This is a genomic window from Mitsuaria sp. 7, from assembly GCF_001653795.1.
GTDB lineage: Bacteria > Pseudomonadota > Gammaproteobacteria > Burkholderiales > Burkholderiaceae_C > Roseateles.
Window position 1 is genome coordinate 4,095,938 of the sequence record NZ_CP011514.1, and the last position, 17,186, is coordinate 4,113,123.

General features: G+C 68.6%; 15 protein-coding genes. 12 read left to right on the top strand and 3 right to left on the bottom strand.

From position 1 onward, the window contains the following. Positions 1-83: 83 nt before the first annotated feature. A complete protein-coding gene (locus tag ABE85_RS17970) occupies positions 84-545 on the top strand; it encodes an Lrp/AsnC family transcriptional regulator (protein WP_067283033.1) in 462 nt (153 codons plus the stop codon). Between the two features lie 196 nt (positions 546-741). Here the strand turns inward: ABE85_RS17970 and ABE85_RS17975 are convergent, their stop codons facing one another. Then, the gene (locus tag ABE85_RS17975; RefSeq protein ID WP_067277654.1) at positions 742-1,383 is read right to left on the bottom strand and encodes an NrsF family protein; all 642 of its coding nucleotides are present in this window, start codon (positions 1,381-1,383) and stop codon (positions 742-744) included. Continuing rightward, positions 1,380-1,925: a sigma-70 family RNA polymerase sigma factor gene (locus tag ABE85_RS17980; protein WP_409072549.1), complete on the bottom strand. Its 546-nt coding sequence runs from the start codon at positions 1,923-1,925 to the stop codon at positions 1,380-1,382. The genes ABE85_RS17975 and ABE85_RS17980 overlap by 4 nt, the downstream gene beginning before the upstream one ends. A gap of 185 nt (positions 1,926-2,110) precedes the next feature. Here ABE85_RS17980 and ABE85_RS17985 point away from each other — a divergent pair, with 185 nt between their 5' ends. From ABE85_RS17985 to ABE85_RS18020, 8 genes are all read left to right on the top strand, one after another. Beyond that, the gene (locus tag ABE85_RS17985; RefSeq protein WP_067277658.1) at positions 2,111-2,389 is read left to right on the top strand and encodes a DUF2282 domain-containing protein; all 279 of its coding nucleotides are present in this window, start codon (positions 2,111-2,113) and stop codon (positions 2,387-2,389) included. A gap of 25 nt (positions 2,390-2,414) precedes the next feature. Next, positions 2,415-3,263, top strand: a complete 849-nt coding sequence (locus ABE85_RS17990) for a DUF692 domain-containing protein (RefSeq protein WP_067277662.1) — start codon at positions 2,415-2,417, stop codon at positions 3,261-3,263. Then, positions 3,260-4,069 carry a DNA-binding domain-containing protein gene (locus ABE85_RS17995; protein ID WP_067277663.1) on the top strand — a complete coding sequence of 270 codons (810 nt, stop codon included), beginning with the start codon at positions 3,260-3,262 and terminating at the stop codon, positions 4,067-4,069. Before ABE85_RS17990 ends, ABE85_RS17995 begins: the two co-directional genes overlap by 4 nt. After that, positions 4,066-4,551 carry a DoxX family protein gene (locus tag ABE85_RS18000; protein WP_067277664.1) on the top strand — a complete coding sequence of 162 codons (486 nt, stop codon included), beginning with the start codon at positions 4,066-4,068 and terminating at the stop codon, positions 4,549-4,551. The genes ABE85_RS17995 and ABE85_RS18000 overlap by 4 nt, the downstream gene beginning before the upstream one ends. Before the next feature lie 165 nt (positions 4,552-4,716). Beyond that, entirely contained in the window at positions 4,717-5,007 is a 291-nt protein-coding gene (groES, locus tag ABE85_RS18005; protein ID WP_067277665.1) for a co-chaperone GroES, read from the top strand. Between the two features lie 51 nt (positions 5,008-5,058). Next, complete coding sequence (groL, locus tag ABE85_RS18010; protein ID WP_067277666.1) at positions 5,059-6,696, top strand: chaperonin GroEL; 1,638 nt, start codon at positions 5,059-5,061, stop codon at positions 6,694-6,696. A gap of 262 nt (positions 6,697-6,958) precedes the next feature. Beyond that, the gene (locus tag ABE85_RS18015; RefSeq protein WP_082938720.1) at positions 6,959-9,085 is read left to right on the top strand and encodes a DUF1631 family protein; all 2,127 of its coding nucleotides are present in this window, start codon (positions 6,959-6,961) and stop codon (positions 9,083-9,085) included. A 109-nt stretch (positions 9,086-9,194) separates the two neighbouring features. Continuing rightward, on the top strand, positions 9,195-11,555 hold the full coding sequence (locus ABE85_RS18020) for a patatin-like phospholipase family protein (RefSeq protein WP_197507051.1): 2,361 nt from the start codon (positions 9,195-9,197) through the stop codon (positions 11,553-11,555). 36 nt (positions 11,556-11,591) lie between these two features. On the opposite strand, the gene yihA is transcribed toward ABE85_RS18020, so the two are convergent. Then, on the bottom strand, positions 11,592-12,272 hold the full coding sequence (yihA, locus tag ABE85_RS18025) for a ribosome biogenesis GTP-binding protein YihA/YsxC (RefSeq protein ID WP_409072589.1): 681 nt from the start codon (positions 12,270-12,272) through the stop codon (positions 11,592-11,594). Positions 12,273-12,840: 568 nt separating this feature from the next. Here yihA and ABE85_RS18030 point away from each other — a divergent pair. The 3 genes from ABE85_RS18030 to ccsB all read left to right on the top strand — a co-directional run bounded on the left by ABE85_RS18030 (position 12,841) and on the right by ccsB (position 17,158). Further along, positions 12,841-13,461 (top strand): cytochrome c, encoded by a 621-nt coding sequence (locus tag ABE85_RS18030; RefSeq protein ID WP_067277674.1) that lies wholly within the window; start codon positions 12,841-12,843, stop codon positions 13,459-13,461. A 126-nt stretch (positions 13,462-13,587) separates the two neighbouring features. After that, positions 13,588-15,735, top strand: coding sequence for a cytochrome c biogenesis protein ResB (locus ABE85_RS18035; RefSeq protein ID WP_231993119.1), 2,148 nt, complete (start codon positions 13,588-13,590; stop codon positions 15,733-15,735). 1 nt (position 15,736) lies between these two features. Then, positions 15,737-17,158, top strand: a complete 1,422-nt coding sequence (gene ccsB / locus ABE85_RS18040; protein WP_082938722.1) for a c-type cytochrome biogenesis protein CcsB — start codon at positions 15,737-15,739, stop codon at positions 17,156-17,158. The last annotated feature ends 28 nt before the right edge of the window (positions 17,159-17,186 follow it).

The window sequence follows — 17,186 nt, forward strand, 5'->3', positions numbered from 1 at the left end:
CACGCTTGGAATCCACGTGCAAAATCCGTCTTTCCTTGGCCGATTTCGGCAATTGAATTCCAAGGTTGGCTGAAATGACGAAACTGGATTCCATCGACCGCAAGATTCTGGATGTCCTGCAGCGTGACGCATCCGTGCAGGTGAGTGAACTGGCGGCGGAGGTCGGGCTGTCGACGACGCCCTGCTGGCGCCGGGTGCAACGCCTGAAGGAATCGGGCGTGATCACGCGCAACGTGATGCTCGTGGATCCGAAGAAGGTGAACGTCGGGGTGACGGTGTTCGTCTCGGTGCGGACGAACGTGCACTCGCAGGCCTGGTTCGACCAGTTCCGCGCGGCGATCGAGGCGATCCCGGAGGTGGTGGAGTTCTACCGGATGAGCGGCGACGTGGACTACCTGCTGCGCGTGGTGGTGCCGGACATCGCCGCCTACGACCAGGTCTACCGCCGGCTGATCGCGGGGACGCAGCTGTCGGACGTGAGCTCGAGCTTCGCGATGGAGGAACTGAAGTTCACGACGGCGTTGCCGTTGTCGTATATCGCGTGAGGGGAAAAATCTTCGCAACCGAGGAGGACGGCTGAGAGACCAGCTTCCGACCCTTGGTCGGTCGCCTCGTCCGGCGAAACGCCGCAAGGTCTCCCATCTTCCTCATCAATATCGAGTCGAATGCACTGAGCTCGATCACCGGGACGCCTTTCCGGGTCTCTCAGTTGCGAAGTGGGTTGAGTTTACCGGCGCCCGCTCACCATCTCAGCCAATGCCGACCCGCGAGGGCGCCGAGCGCCGCCGACATGCCCATCCCGAGCACGTACCAGATCGCCACGAAGGGCGCGGCCATCTCGGGGCAGTGCAGCGAGTAGACGCACGCCCCCACCGCCCCCGCCAGCCAGCCGGCCGCCGCGCCGGTCAGTACCGGCCGTGTCGGAGCCAGGCCGCGCAGCGCCCACAGCAGCCCGACGCCGATCGGCAGCGCCGTCGCCGTCACGTTGAAGACGCAGACCCGCCACGTCGTGCCCATCACCAGCGGGATACGCGCGCCGGGCTCGGCCATCCAGAGCACCACCGCCGCCCAGATCCACAGCAGCGACACCGGCAGCCACACCCCCAGCCACCAGCCGTTCATTCGCGCGCCGGGGTGACCCAGCCGGAACACCACGACCAGGCCGGTCGCGGCCACCGCCAGCGGCATCGCCACCTTCTGCCAGAACGCGGGCATCGCCATCACCTCCGCCAGGTCCGAGCGGATGCCGAAAGCCCCCTGCACCCACGCCAGCGCGAGCGCCACCCCCACCAGCAGCGCGAGGGCGAAGCGCCGCTCGCCCGTGCGCGTCGGCACCGGGCCGGCGTCCTGCGCCAGCAGTCCGATCAGGTCGTCGGTCTTCATGTCATGTCCTTCCACAGCCGAGCCAGCGTCTTCAATCCCCGGTGCACGCCGACCTTCACCGCCGACTCGCTCAGGCCGGTGAGCTGCGCGGTCTCCTGGACCGACAGCCCCTCGACCTTCGTGTGCAGGATCGGCAGGCGCTGGTTGGTCGGCAGTTGATCCAGCAGCCGGCTCAGGTCGCGGCGCGAGTCGCCGGCCTCGTGGTCGGCGGTCGCGAAGACCGCCAGGTCGTCGTCGAGCGGGTCGTTCAGTGCGTCATGCCGCTCGCGCCGGCGCCAGAGGTCCACCAGCTTGTAGCGCGCGACCGCGTGCACCCAGGCCGTCAGCGGCTCGCCGCGGCGATAGGTCTGGCGTTGCGCATGCACGGCCATCAGCGTCTCCTGCACCAGGTCCTCGACCTCGTCCGGCAGTTGCTGCAGCCGCCGCCGGAAGTACCCGCGCAGCAGCGCCCCCAGGCGCTGGAGGAAGCGGTGGTAAGCCCCCGCGTCCCCGTCCAGCCCGGCCACGAAAAGGTCGTGCAACTCATGCTCTGTCGCGATCACGGGATCTATTCGCGTCATGGGGCCGGAAGGTTACAGGGGGCTCGAAAAAAGAATCCGAAATTTTTTGAGCGGCGCTGTAACCCCCGGCGAGATTGGCACGAACTAGCTACCGGATGCGGCGGACAAACCATCGCGTTCATCACGCAAACAACTTTCAACCCGCACACACGCACAAGGAGTGCCCCATGAAGTCGACCACCCTGAGCCTCGCCCTCGTCACCCTGACCGCCCTGTCCGCCTCCGCGATGGCGCAGGACGCCAAGCCGGCCGCCGCCGAGAAGGAGCGCTGCTACGGCGTCTCGATGGCCGGCAAGAACGACTGCGCCGCCGGACCCGGCACCACCTGCGCCGGCACCTCCAAGATGGACTACCAGGCCAACGCCTGGAAGTACGTCCCGGCGGGCACCTGCACGACGATCAAGACGCCCAAGGGCATGGGTTCGCTGGCCCCGGTCAAGTCCTGACCCTGACACCCGCCGTTCCACCATCATGTCGCACACGCTGGGTGCCGGCCTGGGCTTCAAGCCCGAGTTCGCGGAAGACGCGCTGACCGTGCGCGATCCCGGACTCTGGTTCGAGGTCCATCCCGAGAACTACCTCGTCGCGGGCGGACCGCGCCTGGCGCTGCTGGAGGCCCTCCGTGCGACACATCCGCTGTCGCTGCACGGGGTGTCGATGTCGCTGGGCGGCGCGGCGCCGCCGGATCCGGATCATCTGCGACGCTTCGCCGCGTTGGCAGACCGGCTGCAGCCGGCATTGGTGTCGGAGCATCTGGCGTGGAGCCGCTTAGTCGGCGCGTACGCGCCGGACCTGCTGCCGATACCGCGCACGACGGAGGCACTGCATCACGTCGCCGCGAACCTCTCCCGCATGCAGGACGCGCTGCGGCGCCGCGTCGCCATCGAGAACCCCACGCATTACCTGACCCTCGCCCACGAGTGGGGCGAGGTCGACTTCCTGCATGAGCTGGTCCGCCGCTCCGGCTGCGGGCTGCTCGTCGACGTGAACAACGTGTTCGTGTCCGCGAGCAACCTCGGCGTGGACGCCGAGGCATGGATAGACGCGATCGACGGCGACGCGGTGATGGAGATCCACGTCGCCGGTCATCGTGCCGACGCCGATGCCACCACGGGGCTGCTGATCGACAGCCACGATGCGGCCGTTGCGGCGCCGGTCTGGGCGCTGCTGGAACGATTGACCGCGCGCATCGGTCCCAGACCGACGCTGGTCGAGCGCGACGGCAACCTGCCGCCCTTCGCTGAGTTGATCAACGAGCGAGCGCGTGCGCAGTCGGTGCTCGACACGATGGCGCGAGCGCCACTGGAGGCGCTCGCATGACACGCGTCGACGCGCCCACCGGATCACACGTCGAGTCGTACGCCGAGTCGCTCGCGAGATTCCAGGAAGACTTCTGGCGCGCGCTGTGGGCCGAACCCGACAGCGCCGACGCTCGCCTGGCCACGTCGGCGCAGCCCGGCTTCGCCGTGTACCGCAACACCGTGCTGAAGGGCTGCGCGGATGCGCTGCTCTCGCTGTATCCGTCGGTGCATCGATTGACCGGCGATGCGTGGATGCAGGCCGTCGCGCTCGACGCCGTGCGGGCCGATCCGCCGTCGGGCGGCGACCTTCAACATTACGGCGAGCGTTTCCCCGCATTCCTCGATGCCGCGCTCGCCGGCGGTGATCTGCCGTGGCTCGGCGAAGTCGCACGCCTGGACCGGCTCTGGAGCGAGAGCCACGTCGCGGCAGACGCAGCGGTGCTCGACGTGGCGACGATCGCCCGCCTCGATCCCGGACGGCTGGCCGCCTCCACCCTGGTTCCCCATCCCGCGGCGCGCTGGCGCTGGTCCGCCCGTTGGCCGGCGTTCAGCCTGTGGCGCGCCGCGCGCGAGCACGCCGCCGATCCGAATCCGCCGCACTGGCAAGGCCAGGGCGCGCTGCTGACGCGCCCCGCGGGCGCGGTCGTCGCGCTCGAGATCGACGCCGCCGAGTGCGCGCTGCTCGACGCCTGCGCCGACGGCGCGCTGCTCAGCGCCGCGCTGGACGCCGTCCAGGCCCGTTTCCCCTCCTTCGACCCCGGCGCCGCGCTGGGCCGTCTGCTCAATCAAGGCGCCTTCGCCGGCGTCACGGAGATCCCGTCATGAACACGATCACTTCCACCTCCCGCACCGGACGCGACGCCTCCGGGTCGCTGGCCGCGATCCGTGAGCGCCTGGAGCGCCTCATCTCGCACGACCTGATCGCCCTGGCCTGCCGGTTCAGCATCGCGGGCGTCTTCTGGCTGTCCGGCCGCACCAAGGTCGAGGGCTGGTTCACGCTGACCGACACCACCTTCCTGCTGTTCCGGCAGGACTACGCGCTCCCGCTGATCCCGCCGGAATGGGCGGCGTACCTGGCCACGGGCGCCGAGCACCTCCTGCCGATCCTCCTCGTGCTCGGGTTGTTCACCCGGATCGCGGCGCTCGGCGTACTGGGCATGACCGCGGTGATCCAGACCTTCGTCTATCCGTCGGGCTGGCCGACCCACCTGAGCTGGGCGGCGCCCATGCTTTACCTGCTGGGCCGGGGGCCCGGCCGGTGGTCGCTGGACCATGTATTCGGCTGGGGTGTTCGACCGCGCCCTTGAAACGCCAGGACCCGTCCATATAATCTCCCTGCTAGCACTCGCGATGGTCGAGTGCTAACGAGCCCCGCGGCCCTGCCGAGGGGCTTACTTCTTGTGAAGGGCTGGCCGGTGCGATGAGCGCACGGCGGGTCCTTGAAGCAAGTCTGCATTAGTCAAGGAGATCTGATGAAACTGCGTCCTCTGCACGATCGCGTGATCGTTAAGCGCCTGGAAAACGAAACCAAGACGGCCTCCGGCATCGTCATCCCCGACAACGCCGCCGAGAAGCCCGACCAGGGCGAAGTGCTGGCCGTCGGCCCGGGCAAGCGCAACGACAAGGGTGAATTCGTCGCCCTGAACGTCGCCGTCGGCGACCGCGTCCTGTTCGGCAAGTACAGCGGCCAGACCGTCAAGGTCGACGGCGACGAGCTGCTCGTCATGCGCGAAGAGGATCTGTTCGCCGTCATCGCCAAGTAATCGGCGACCGCGACAGACTTTCATCCAGATAGAGATTTCGGAGAGATACACATGGCAGCAAAAGACGTTGTCTTCGGCGGCGAGGCCCGTGCCCGCATGGTCGAAGGCGTGAACATCCTGGCCAACGCGGTCAAGGTCACGCTGGGCCCCAAGGGCCGTAACGTGGTGCTGGAGCGCTCGTTCGGCGCCCCCACCGTCACCAAGGACGGTGTCTCGGTCGCCAAGGAGATCGAGCTCAAGGACAAGCTGCAGAACATGGGCGCCCAGATGGTCAAGGAAGTCGCTTCCAAGACCTCGGACAACGCCGGTGACGGCACCACCACCGCCACGGTCCTGGCCCAGGCCATCGTCCGCGAAGGCATGAAGTACGTGGCCGCCGGCATGAACCCGATGGACCTGAAGCGCGGCATCGACAAGGCGGTCACCGCCCTGGTCGCCCAGCTGAAGGCGGCCTCCAAGGCCACCACGACCTCCAAGGAAATCGCCCAGGTCGGCACCATCTCCGCCAACTCCGACGCGGACGTCGGCGAGATCATCGCCAAGGCGATGGACAAGGTCGGCAAGGAAGGCGTGATCACCGTCGAAGACGGCAAGAGCCTGGACAACGAGCTCGACATCGTCGAAGGCATGCAGTTCGACCGCGGCTACCTGTCGCCGTACTTCATCAACAACCCGGAAAAGCAGTCGGCGATCCTGGACAACCCGTTTGTCCTGCTCTACGACAAGAAGATCTCGAACATCCGCGATCTGCTGCCGACCCTGGAAGCCGTGGCGAAGTCGGGCCGTCCCCTGCTGATCATTGCCGAAGAAGTCGACGGCGAAGCGCTGGCGACCCTGGTCGTCAACACGATCCGCGGCATCCTGAAGGTCGTCGCCGTCAAGGCGCCGGGCTTCGGCGACCGCCGCAAGGCGATGCTGGAAGACCTGGCCATCCTGACCGGCGGCAAGGTGATCGCCGAGGAAGTCGGCATGTCGCTCGAGAAGGTCACGCTGGCTGACCTGGGTCAGGCCAAGCGCGTCGAAGTGGGCAAGGAAAACACCACCGTCATCGACGGCAACGGTTCCAACGACGACATCCAGGCGCGCGTCAAGCAGATCCGCGTCCAGATCGAGGAAGCCACCAGCGACTACGACCGCGAGAAGCTGCAAGAGCGCGTGGCCAAGCTGGCCGGCGGTGTTGCCGTCATCAAGGTCGGTGCTGCCACCGAAGTCGAGATGAAGGAAAAGAAGGCCCGCGTCGAAGACGCGCTGCACGCCACCCGTGCCGCCGTTGAAGAAGGCATCGTGGCTGGCGGCGGCGTCGCGCTGCTGCGCGCCCGTCAGGCTGCTGGCGCCATCAAGGGCGACAACGCCGACCAGGACGCCGGCATCAAGCTGATCCTGAAGGCCATCGAAGCCCCGCTGCGCGAGATCGTCTACAACGCCGGCGAAGAGTCGTCGGTCGTCGTCAACACCGTGCTGGCCGGCTCCGGCAACCACGGCTACAACGCGGCCAACGGCACCTACGGCGACATGATCGAGATGGGCATCCTGGACCCGACCAAGGTGACCCGCACCGCGCTGCAGAACGCCGCGTCCGTGGCCTCGCTGATGCTGACGACCGAGTGCATGGTCGCCGAAGCGCCGAAGGACGAGTCCGCCGGCCCGGCCATGCCCGGCGGCATGGGCGGCATGGGCATGGACATGTGATGTCCGCCTGAGCAGGTCGCGCGGTGCTTGCACCGCGCGTCACGCTCGGGACCCACGCTCTCGAAAGGGGTCGCTTCGGCGACCCCTTTTTTCGTTCGCACGGCGCCAGCCTGTTGCGTCTGGATACGAAGTAGGCTCATCCCTTGCCGCTGCCCGGTGCGGCATTCACCCAGAATCAGTCGTCCCCGCCGGCCGCGAGGTCGGGCATCCACCGGGCTTTCCCCAGGTCGCACGTCCCCGTGCCCCAGGGGATGTCACCTGAATGAGGGGCGACCATAATGCGGCTGACAACTTGTCACAAATGATGGTCCAAGCGTCTTCGCCTTCCCTGCAGTCCCTGCTCGACGACATGCTCACGCATGTGCCTTCGCTGGCGCATGCGGTCTACAACGGCCTGCAGGACGAGCTCAAGAGCCGACTCGAACACCACCAGCTGCTGGCCGGCTGGTCCAGGCGGCGCGCGAGCTTCGCCTCCGACTTCGAAGGCTCGCTCAGCCTCCTGCTGAAGATCGCCCGCGACGGCGGTGATCCGCTGCAGCGGGAGCGTCCGCCCCAGCGCGGCGGTGACCTGTCCTTCAGCCTCGTCGACGAGAGCCAGGCCCTGAAGGACGTCGCGATCGCGCATGTGATCACCGCGATCGAGGACCAGTCCCGGGCCGAGCTGCACCAGCTGAGCAATTTCTTCGCCGCGCTGCGCGGCATCGCGCGACCGCTGAAGAACGACAACCCGTTGCGGGCCGCCCTGTTCGCGCAGGCGCTGGCGCGCACCATCGAAGGCGTGGACCTCGACGCCGACGGCCGCTACGCGCTGATGCGCCTGGCCGCGCAGCCGCTGGCCACCCGGCTGCAGCCGATCTACACCCTGCTCTGCCAGGGGCTGAGACAGGCGCATCTGAGCGGCATGCTGACCAGTCACGGCTCGGCCATCAAGGAATCGGAACTGCGCCTGCGCCAGTTCAAGACCCTGACCGACACCCCGACGCAGAACGCCACGCTGGACCAGGTCGCGATGAAGCTCGACCTGATGAACACGCGGGCCGCCGAACTCGGATCGACCCGCGCCGCGGCGTCCCCCTCGCCGGCATCGGCCACGGGCGCCCTGGCTCCGCCGCCGCACAAGCTGGGGCCGGGCGTCGGCGCGCCGGGCACGGATCTGCTGTCGCGCCTGTACGACCAGATCCTGGCCGACGACAGCCTGCAGCCGCCGCTCAAGGTGCTGATGGGCCGCCTGCAGGTCGCGATCGTGCGGCTGTCCAAGACCGATCCCACGCTGCTGCGCCGACAGGACCATCCGACCTGGCAACTGCTGAACCGCTTGGCCGCGCACGGCGCGGGCTTCCGGCGCAGCGACGACGCGGAACTGAAGGCCTTCCTGCAGTTCCTCGATCGCGTGATCCAGCCGCTGCTGGACAGCGCGCATCCGTCGGCACTGCAGTTCCAGCAGGCCTTGACCGAGGTCGACGCCCACATCCGCGCCCAGGCGGAGGCACGAGGCCAGCGCAGCGCCGTGGCGCTCGAGCGCCTGGACCGCGAGCAGCGCCGCCAGGAATGGCAGCGCATGCTGCGCGACCAGCTGCAGCACCAGCTCGACGACGCCCAGGCGGGCAAGCTGATGCGGCGCTTCCTGCTCGGCCCGTGGGTCGAGGTCATCGCGCAGGCGATGGTCCAGCACGGCCGGGATGCGTCTGAACCGCAGACCTACATCGAACTCGTGGACGCACTGCTGCACAGCGTGGCGCCGCAACCGGACGAGGCCGCCCGCGTGCGCCTGCGCGGCCAGTTGCCGGACCTCGTCCGTGCGCTGGACCGCGGCATGGATGCCATCGCGCTGCCGCCCATGCAGCGGCAGACCTTCCTCGACGAACTCATGCGCCAGCATGCCCGCGTGCTGCGCGGACTGCCGGCGGTGGAAGAGGCCGCGCCGGCCGTGCCCTCGCTGCGACGCCGGGCGCAGACGCCCGAGGAACTCCTGCAGCAGCTGCTCGACGAACGCGAATCGCAGCTTCCCTCGCGCTGGGCCTACGAGCGCGTCGACCGCGGCCAGTTGCCGACGGTGCCGGTGGCGCTCTACAGCGAGGAGCACTCGCCCCATGCGCACGCGGCGCTGCAGGACTGGATCGCCGGCGTGCACATCGGCGGCTGGTACCACCTCTTCCACCAGAGCGAGTGGGTCACCGCGCAGATCGCGTGGATCAGCGACAGCCGGCAGATGTTCCTGTTCATCGGCCAGGTGGCGGAGGAGCGCCACTCGGTCACCCGCGGCGCGCTGGAGCAACTGGTCGCCGCCGGCCTGATCACGCAGCTGGAAGACGAGCCGCTGCTGCAGCGCGCGATCGGCACGCTGATGCTGGACCTGGACCGCGCGCCGCCCAACGGCGACGATCACTGACGATCACGGTCCGGAGACCGCCGGGGGCCTGCTCGCGGGCCCGGTTCGGGTCACAATGCGCCCGCCTCGCGCCGTTGCCGCGGGGATGTCCCGCAGCCCGATGTCCGCCGTGTCCAGAGATTCCCGCGCCCTTCCCCGCCCTCACCGTTCCGGCCACGTCCGCCGCCTGACGCTGGCGGCCGCCCTGACGGCCCTGACGGCGCTGACCGCCCTGGTCGCGCCGGTCGCACTCCTGGCGCAGACGGTCCCGCCCAATCCTCCGCCGGGACCGGTGGCGACGCCGGCGGCCGAGCGCGCCCAGCGGCCCAAGCTCGGCCTGGTGCTGTCGGGCGGCGGCGCGCGCGGCCTGGCGCACGTCGGGATCCTGAAGGTGCTCGAGCGCGAGCGCATCCCCGTCGACATCGTCACCGGCACCTCGATGGGCGCGATCATCGGCGGCCTCTACGCCAGCGGCATGTCGGCCGACGACCTCGATCGCGAGCTGTCGCGGATCGCGTGGGACCGCCTGTTCGCGAGCCGCGTCGACCGCCAGGATCTCTCGCAGCGCCGCAAGGAGGAGGACTTCGAGTTCTCCGCCACGATCGAGTTCGGCCTGCGCGACGGCGAAGTCCGCGTGCCCACCGGCACGCTCTCCAGCCGCGGGCTCGAGGCGCTGCTGCGCCGCTTGACGCTGCCGGTGCGGGACGTCCACCAGTTCGACCGCCTGCCGACGCCCTTCCGCGCCGTCTCCACCGACATGGAGAACGGCCACGAGCGCATCCTGGCCGAGGGCGATCTCGCGCTGGCGCTGCGCTCCAGCATGAGCGTGCCCGGCGTGTTCGCGCCGGTCGAGTGGGAGGACCGCATCCTCGGCGACGGCGGCCTGGTCAACAACCTGCCGGTCGACGTCGCCCGCGAGATGGGCGCGACGCGCCTGATCGCGGTGAACGTCGGCACGCCGGTGGGCGGCCGAGACACGTTGAACTCGCTGCTCGGGCTGACCGCGCAGATGATCAACATCCTCACCGAGCAGAACGTGCAGCGCTCCATCGCCAGCATGTCCGCCGGCGAGGACCTGCTGATCACGCCCAAGCTGGGCAAGCTGACCTCGGGCGATTTCGACAAGGTCCGCGACCTGATCCGCGCCGGCGAGGAAGCCGCCGAGGCGATGCTGCCGCAGTTGCGCGCCTATGCCGTCGACGAGCGCACCTACACGGACTGGCAGATCGCGCGCATCGGCACCAAGGCGCCGGGCGTGTTCCTCGCCGCGGTGAAGCTGGAAGGCTCCGACAACACCAACCCGGAGCGCTTCCGCACCCAGCTCGAATCGAAGCCGGGCCAGCCCTTCAACAACGAGACGGCGGAACGCGACATGCGCTTCCTGTCCTCCAGCGGCGACTACAACCGCGTCGACTATCACGTCGAACAGCGCGCCGAGGGCGAGACGCTGGTCTTCAACATGGAAGACAAGCCCTGGGGACCGAACTACTTCCGCGTCGGGATGGATCTGTCGACCGACTCCAGCGGCGACAGCTTCTTCAACCTGAGGCTGAGCCACAACCGCCACTGGCTGACCGACAAGGGCACCGAGTGGCGCAACCAGATCACGATCGGCGAGACGCCGCGGCTCTACACCGAGCTGTACCACCCGCTGGGCCTGAAGCTGGGCGTGGCCGACGACTGGTTCGTCAGCGCCTGGGGCGAGGCCAACCAGCGCAAGCAGATCGTCTATGACGACAACGACCCGGACAACGCCTCCGTGGGCCAGGCGCGGCTGGTGCGGCGCGACGCTTCGGTGGGCCTGGACCTGGGCCAGCCGTGGGGGCGCTGGGGCGAGGTGCGCCTGGGCGTCATCAGCCAGATCCGCCATGCGAAGCCGGACCTGATCACGCTGCTCACGCCGGACATGGGCAAGCTGCGCTGGACCAGCTACGAGCGCGGCTTCCGGCTCCGGACCGTCGTCGACCAGCTCGATTACGCGAACTTCCCGCAGCACGGCTACCGCTTCACCGTCGAGGCACAGGGCGGCCGGCAGGACAACCGCAACCTCAACAGCGGCCGCTTCCTGCGGCTGAACACGGACGGGAACGTGGTGCGCAGCTTCGGCGGACACACGGTCAGCCTGTACGCACGCGCCGTGGCGTCGCAGCAGCCGGACGACACGGGCCTGGGCGGCTACACGCTGGGCGGCTTCCACCAGCTCTCGGGCTACAACCCGAACCAGCTGAGCGGCAACTCGCTGCTGTTCACACGGGCGACCTACTACCGGCGGCTGAACGACCAGCCCTTCCTGTCGCGCGGCTTCTTCATCGGCGGCACGCTCGAGGCAGGCAACACCTGGCTCTCGCACCGCGACATCAGCGTCAAGGACATGCGCTACGCGAGCAGCATCTTCCTGGGCTCGGACACGGGGCTGGGGCCGCTGTACGTGGGCATCGGCTACGCGCCGCGCGGCGGCACGGCGTTCTACGTGTTCATCGGCCGGCCCTGAGCGGCATCGCCGGCCACGGGCCGGCGATGTGCGGGGTCAGGCCTTGCCGGCCTCGTCTTCCGCGACGTCATCCAAGGCTTCATCCGAGGCTTCATCCGAGTCGTCCTCGGCAGACTCGTCGTCCGACGCGCGCGGCTCGGCGTGCGCCCAGTCGTAGATGACCTCGGCGACGTCTTCCAGGCCCTGCTTGTTCAGCGCCGAAAACAGCGTGACGCCGATGTCGGAGTCCTCCGTCGCCAGCACGCCCAGGTCCTTCTGGACCTGCGCCAGGATGGCGGCGCCTTCCTTGCGGTTGAGCTTGTCGGCCTTGGTCAGTACGACCAGCAGGCTGACCTCGCCGGCGGTGACGCGGTCGGACACGTATTCGAGCAGCTGCTTGTCGAGGTCGGTCAATCCCAGGCGGGAGTCGACCATCAGCACCACGCCCGACAGCTCCTCGCGCTGGCCGAGGTAGTCGGCCATGACGCGCTGCCAGCGCAGCTTGGCGTCGCGCGCCACCGCGGCATAGCCATAGCCGGGCAGGTCGGCGAACAGCGCGTTGGGCGCGTCGCGCGGGCCCACCGCGAACAGGTTGATGTGCTGCGTGCGGCCCGGCGTCTTCGACGCGAAGGCCAGGCGCTTCTGCTGCGCCAGCGTGTTGACCGCCGTCGACTTGCCGGCGTTGGAACGGCCGACGAAGGCGATCTCCGGCAGGCCGCGCGGGGCCAGCGGGGCCAGGTCTTGCGCGCGCGCCTCGCCCTCGCCGACGTCCTCGCCGACCGCTTCGGATGCCGGGGCGTCTTCGGCGTCGCCTTCCGAGTCGGCTTGCGCCGCGCCGACGTCGGCGTCAAGCAACTCCTCGTCGAACTCGTCGAACCCGGCGGCCTCGGCCTCGGCCAGCGCCGCCTCCGCGCGCGCCCGGGCCTCACCCGGCAGCACGCCGTCGACCGGCAGGTGCTTGAGCTGGCTCGCGGTCGTCAGGAAACGCGCGGTGTGCGTCCAGGCCAGCGCGCGCTTGCCCGGCGTCATCGGCTCGGTGCTGGCGGTCTTCTTCACCGGCGGGGGCAGGCCTTGCGCCTTCGCCTTTTCGGCGTTCTTCGCACGGGCCTTGGCGGCCGCGCGCATACCCGTTTTCCCGGGGCCCTGCTTCTTCTTCAATGCGCCAGCGCGTCCCGCGCCACGGCCTGCGGGTTTCCCTGGGGCCGCAGGGGCGGGTTTCTTGTTGGAATCGGTCATCGGGCTGCGCGGGCTCTAAAGAGGTGCATTGTAAGATCCCGCGGTTGCGCTCACCCAACCCTCAACATTCATGAAGACTGCCGCTTTCCTGTTGTCGAGCATGGTTTTGATGTCCGGCGCCGCCAACGCCAACGAACCCCCAGCAGCGGCCAAGCCCGATCTGACCAAGGGCCAGGCCATCAGCTCCCAGGTCTGTGCCGCCTGCCACACGGCGGACGGTACCCGGGGCAGTCCCGCCAATCCCATCATCGCCGGCCAGCACGCCGACTACCTCGCCAAGCAATTGCACGAGTTCAAGTCGGGCAAGCGCAAGAACGCGGTGATGTCGGGCATGGCCGCGCCGCTGACGGATGACGACATCCGCAACGTCTCCGCGTTCTACGCCAGCAAGGGCTCCAAGCCCGGCTTCGCGAAGAACAAGGAGCTGATCACCCTGGGCGAGAAGATCTACCGGGGCGGCATCGCGGACAAGCAGGTGCCCGCCTGCGCCGGCTGTCACAGCCCGAACGGCGCCGGCATCCCGGCGCAGTACCCGCGCCTGGGCGGCCAGCACAGCGACTACACCGAGGCCCAGCTGACGGCGTTCCGCGCCGGTGGCCGCCCCAACAGCCCGCAGATGCTGGCCATCGCCGCCAAGATGAGCGACCGCGAGATCAAGGCGGTCTCGGACTACATCGCCGGCCTGCGCTGAGCGATCGCCCGCGGGGCGCACCTTTCGGGGAAGCTTCCGACGAACGAGGCCGGTGATCCGATCACCGGCCTTCGCTTTTGCCGGCCCTCGCCCGATTCGTCACCCGGGGCAACGAGAATGCCGGCCATGACCGAGAAGTCCCCCGAGAGTCCTCCCCGCCAGCCAGCCCGGACCGCCCAGGCGGTCGCGCGCGTCGCGCTCGACGACGCGATGGAGCTCGTGGCGTCGATGCGCTTCGCCATCGCGCTGCTGACGGTGCTGTGCATCGCCTCCGTGATCGGCACCGTCGTGCAGCAGCGCCAGCCGATGCCCAACTACGTCAACCAGTTCGGACCGTTCTGGTCGGAGCTGTTCGGCAAGTTCGACCTCTACACCGTCTACAGCGCCTGGTGGTTCCTGCTGATGCTGGGTTTCCTGGTCGTGTCGACCAGCCTGTGCATCGCGCGCCATACGCCCAAGATCCTGCGCGACCTGAAGACCTACAAGGAGTCGATGCGCGAGCAATCGATCCAGGCCTTCAAGCACAAGGCGCTGGGATACCTGCACATGAATCCGGAGGCCGCGCTCGGCCAGATCAACGCGTGGCTGAGCGCCGAGGGCTGGAAGGCCCGCGCCCAGGTGCGCAACGGCGGCGTGATGATCGGGGCGCGCAAGGGCTCGGCGCACAAGATCGGCTATCTGGCGGCGCATTCGGCCATCGTGCTGATCTGCCTGGGCGGGCTGTTCGACGGCGACCTGGTCGTGCGCGTGATGATGTGGGCGCAGGGCAAGCACATCTACCAGGGCGACGACCTCACCAAGGTCACCGACATCAACCGCCTGACGCCGGCCAACCCGAGCTTCCGCGGCAACCTGTACGTGCCCGAGGGCAGCCGCTCGTCGACGGCGCTGATCTCGATGCCCAGCGGCGTCGTGGTGCAGGACCTGCCCTTCGACGTGGAGCTCAAGAAGTTCATCGTCGAGTACTACTCGACCGGCATGCCCAAGCTGTTCGCCAGCGACGTCATCCTGCACGACCGCCGCGACGGTTCAACGACCAAGGCCACCGTCAAGGTCAACGAGCCGGTGACCTACCGCGGCGTGACGCTCTACCAGAGCAGTTTCGAGGACGGCGGCTCCACGCTGAAGCTCAAGCTGCGCGCGCTGCAGGCGGCGCATGACACGCCGCTGGAAGGCAAGGTCAACGGCACGACGACGCTGACGGCGGACGGCGAGAAATACGGGCTCGAGTTCACCGGGCTGCGCGTCATCAACGTCGAGAACTTCGCCGACGACGGCAAGGACAAGAACGGCACCGACGTGCGCAAGGTCGACCTGGTCGGCCGGCTGGAGCAGCACCTGGGCTCGGGCGCCAACCTCGAAGGCAAGAAGACGCTGCGCAACGTCGGTCCCTCGTTCAGCTACAAGCTGCGCGACGCCAGCGGCCAGGCGCGCGAGTACAGCAACTACATGCTGCCGCTGGAGCTGGACGGCCACCGCGTGATCCTGCTGGGCGTGCGCGACACGCTGTCGGACAGCTTCCGCTACCTGCGCATCCCCGTGGACGGCAAGGACAGCATGGAAGGCTGGCTGGCGCTGCGGCGCGGGCTGGCCGATCCGGCGCAGCGGCTGCAGGCGGCCCGGAGCTACGCGCTGGGCGCGAGCCCGCCGGACAAGCCGGCGATGCAGGCGCAGCTGGAGGCGACCGCGCTGCGGACGCTGACGCTGTTCGCCGGCGCCGAGGGCCTGAAGGCCGATGCGCCCGCGCAGGGCGCGGCGGTGGGCGGCCTGCCGGCGCTGTCGCAGTTCATCGAGCGCGAGGTCCCCGAAGGCGAGCGCGCCCGCGTGTCCGAGGTGCTGCTGCGCATCCTCAACGGCAGCCTGTTCGAGCTCCACAAGCAGGCCGAGGAACAGCTCGGCCATCCGGCGCCCCAGCCGGGCGAGGCGACGCAGGCCTTCATGACGCAGTCGGTGATGTCGCTGTCGGACGCGATGTTCTATCCGGCGCCGGTCGTCATCCAGCTGGACGATTTCCAGCAGGTGCAGGCCAGCGTGTTCCAGGTGACGCGCGCGCCGGGGCAGACGCTGGTCTACCTCGGAGCGGTATTGCTCATCATCGGCGTGTTTGCGATGCTCTACATCAAGGAACGCCGGCTGTGGCTGTGGCTGGAAGCCGCGCCGGGCCGGAACGAACAGACCCGCGTCCGCATGGCGCTGTCCAGCAACCGCGATACCCCCGACCTGCCCGTCGAATTCGAATCGCTCAAGCAGCGTCTGCTGCATGAGGAGGCCTGACATGAACACCACCACCGCGGACTCGTCCCACCTGCCCTCCCAGCTGCCTTCGCAGCTGCCGGGCTCGGGCGAGGCGACGCCCACACGCTCGCTGGTCATCGGCAAGCACGGCTACTTCCAGGGTCGCAACACCTTCGACTGGATCTTCGCGGCGCTGGTGCTGATCGGCGCGGGCTTCGCGTTCAGCCGCTACCACGCGTCGATGGATGTCTACGAGAAGGGCATCCTGGCCGGCGCCACGCCGGCGCTGATCGCGCTGGGCTGGTTCTGGCGGCCGCTGCGGCTGCTGTGCCTGATCGTGGGCGCGGCCAGCCTCTTCGCCATCCAGCTCTACCTGCGCCAGACCGACAGCTTCGGCGCCGACCTGGCGGCGGGCGAGAAGGTCTTCTTCCTGAAGTACATGCTGTCCAGCCAGAGCGCGATCCTGTGGATGAGCGTGCTGGTGTGGATGAGCACGCTGTTCTACTGGCTGGGCTTCCTGAAGAAGGACGGCGTCAGCGCGGCCGAGGCGATCGGCACGCGGCTGGCCTGGGGCGCCGTGGGCATGGCGCTGATCGGCACGATGGTGCGCTGGTTCGAGAGCCACCAGATCGCGCCCGACATCGGCCACATCCCGGTCAGCAACCTGTACGAGGTGTTCGTCCTCTTCACCTGGCTGACGACGCTGATGTACCTGTACTACGAGCAGCGCTTCGCGACGCGGGCGCTGGGCGCCTACGTGATGCTGGTGGTGAGTTCGGCGGTCGGTTTCCTGCTCTGGTACACGATGGCGCGTGAGGCGCACGAGATCCAGCCGCTGGTGCCGGCGCTGCAGAGCTGGTGGATGAAGATCCACGTGCCGGCGAACTTCATCGGATACGGCAGCTTCGCGTTGGCCGCGATGGTGGCCCTGGCGACGCTGCTCAAGACGGCGACGCCGCGCGCGCTGGTGATCGGTCTGATCGGCGTGCCGGTGGGTCTGGTGCTGGTGCTGGTGGGCTTCCGCTTCGGCGCGAACGTCTCGCCGGAGATCGCGACGGGCCTGAACGGCTGGGCCGGCAAGATGGCCGGCGTGGCGGTGTTCCTGGCCGCGAGCGTCGCGTTGCGCGGTCCGCTGACGGCACGGCTGCCGGCGCTGACGGTGCTGGACGACCTGACGTACAAGTCGATCGCGCTGGGCTTCGCCTTCTTCACGATCGCGACCATCCTGGGCGCGTTCTGGGCGGCGGAAGCCTGGGGCGGCTACTGGAGCTGGGACCCGAAGGAAACCTGGGCGCTGATCGTCTGGCTGAACTATGCGGCCTGGCTGCACATGCGGCTGATCAAGGGCCTGCGCGGCGTGGTCGGCGCATGGTGGGCGCTGATCGGGCTGCTGGTCACGACCTTCGCGTTCCTCGGGGTCAACATGTTCCTGTCGGGGCTGCACTCGTACGGGACGCTGTAAGACCGCTGAGCCTTCAACAGGGCGGCGT

Excerpts from the sequence above, each read along its gene's own strand:
- ABE85_RS17975 (WP_067277654.1), bottom strand. The coding sequence starts at position 1,383 with ATGAAGACCGACGACCTGATCGGACTGCTGGCGCAGGACGCCGGCCCG.
- ABE85_RS17985 (WP_067277658.1), top strand. The coding sequence starts at position 2,111 with ATGAAGTCGACCACCCTGAGCCTCGCCCTCGTCACCCTGACCGCCCTG.
- ABE85_RS17990 (WP_067277662.1), top strand. The coding sequence starts at position 2,415 with ATGTCGCACACGCTGGGTGCCGGCCTGGGCTTCAAGCCCGAGTTCGCG.
- ABE85_RS17995 (WP_067277663.1), top strand. The coding sequence starts at position 3,260 with ATGACACGCGTCGACGCGCCCACCGGATCACACGTCGAGTCGTACGCC.
- ABE85_RS18000 (WP_067277664.1), top strand. The coding sequence starts at position 4,066 with ATGAACACGATCACTTCCACCTCCCGCACCGGACGCGACGCCTCCGGG.
- groES (WP_067277665.1), top strand. The coding sequence starts at position 4,717 with ATGAAACTGCGTCCTCTGCACGATCGCGTGATCGTTAAGCGCCTGGAA.
- groL (WP_067277666.1), top strand. The coding sequence starts at position 5,059 with ATGGCAGCAAAAGACGTTGTCTTCGGCGGCGAGGCCCGTGCCCGCATG.
- ABE85_RS18015 (WP_082938720.1), top strand. The coding sequence starts at position 6,959 with ATGAGGGGCGACCATAATGCGGCTGACAACTTGTCACAAATGATGGTC.
- ABE85_RS18030 (WP_067277674.1), top strand. The coding sequence starts at position 12,841 with ATGAAGACTGCCGCTTTCCTGTTGTCGAGCATGGTTTTGATGTCCGGC.
- ABE85_RS18035 (WP_231993119.1), top strand. The coding sequence starts at position 13,588 with ATGACCGAGAAGTCCCCCGAGAGTCCTCCCCGCCAGCCAGCCCGGACC.
- ccsB (WP_082938722.1), top strand. The coding sequence starts at position 15,737 with ATGAACACCACCACCGCGGACTCGTCCCACCTGCCCTCCCAGCTGCCT.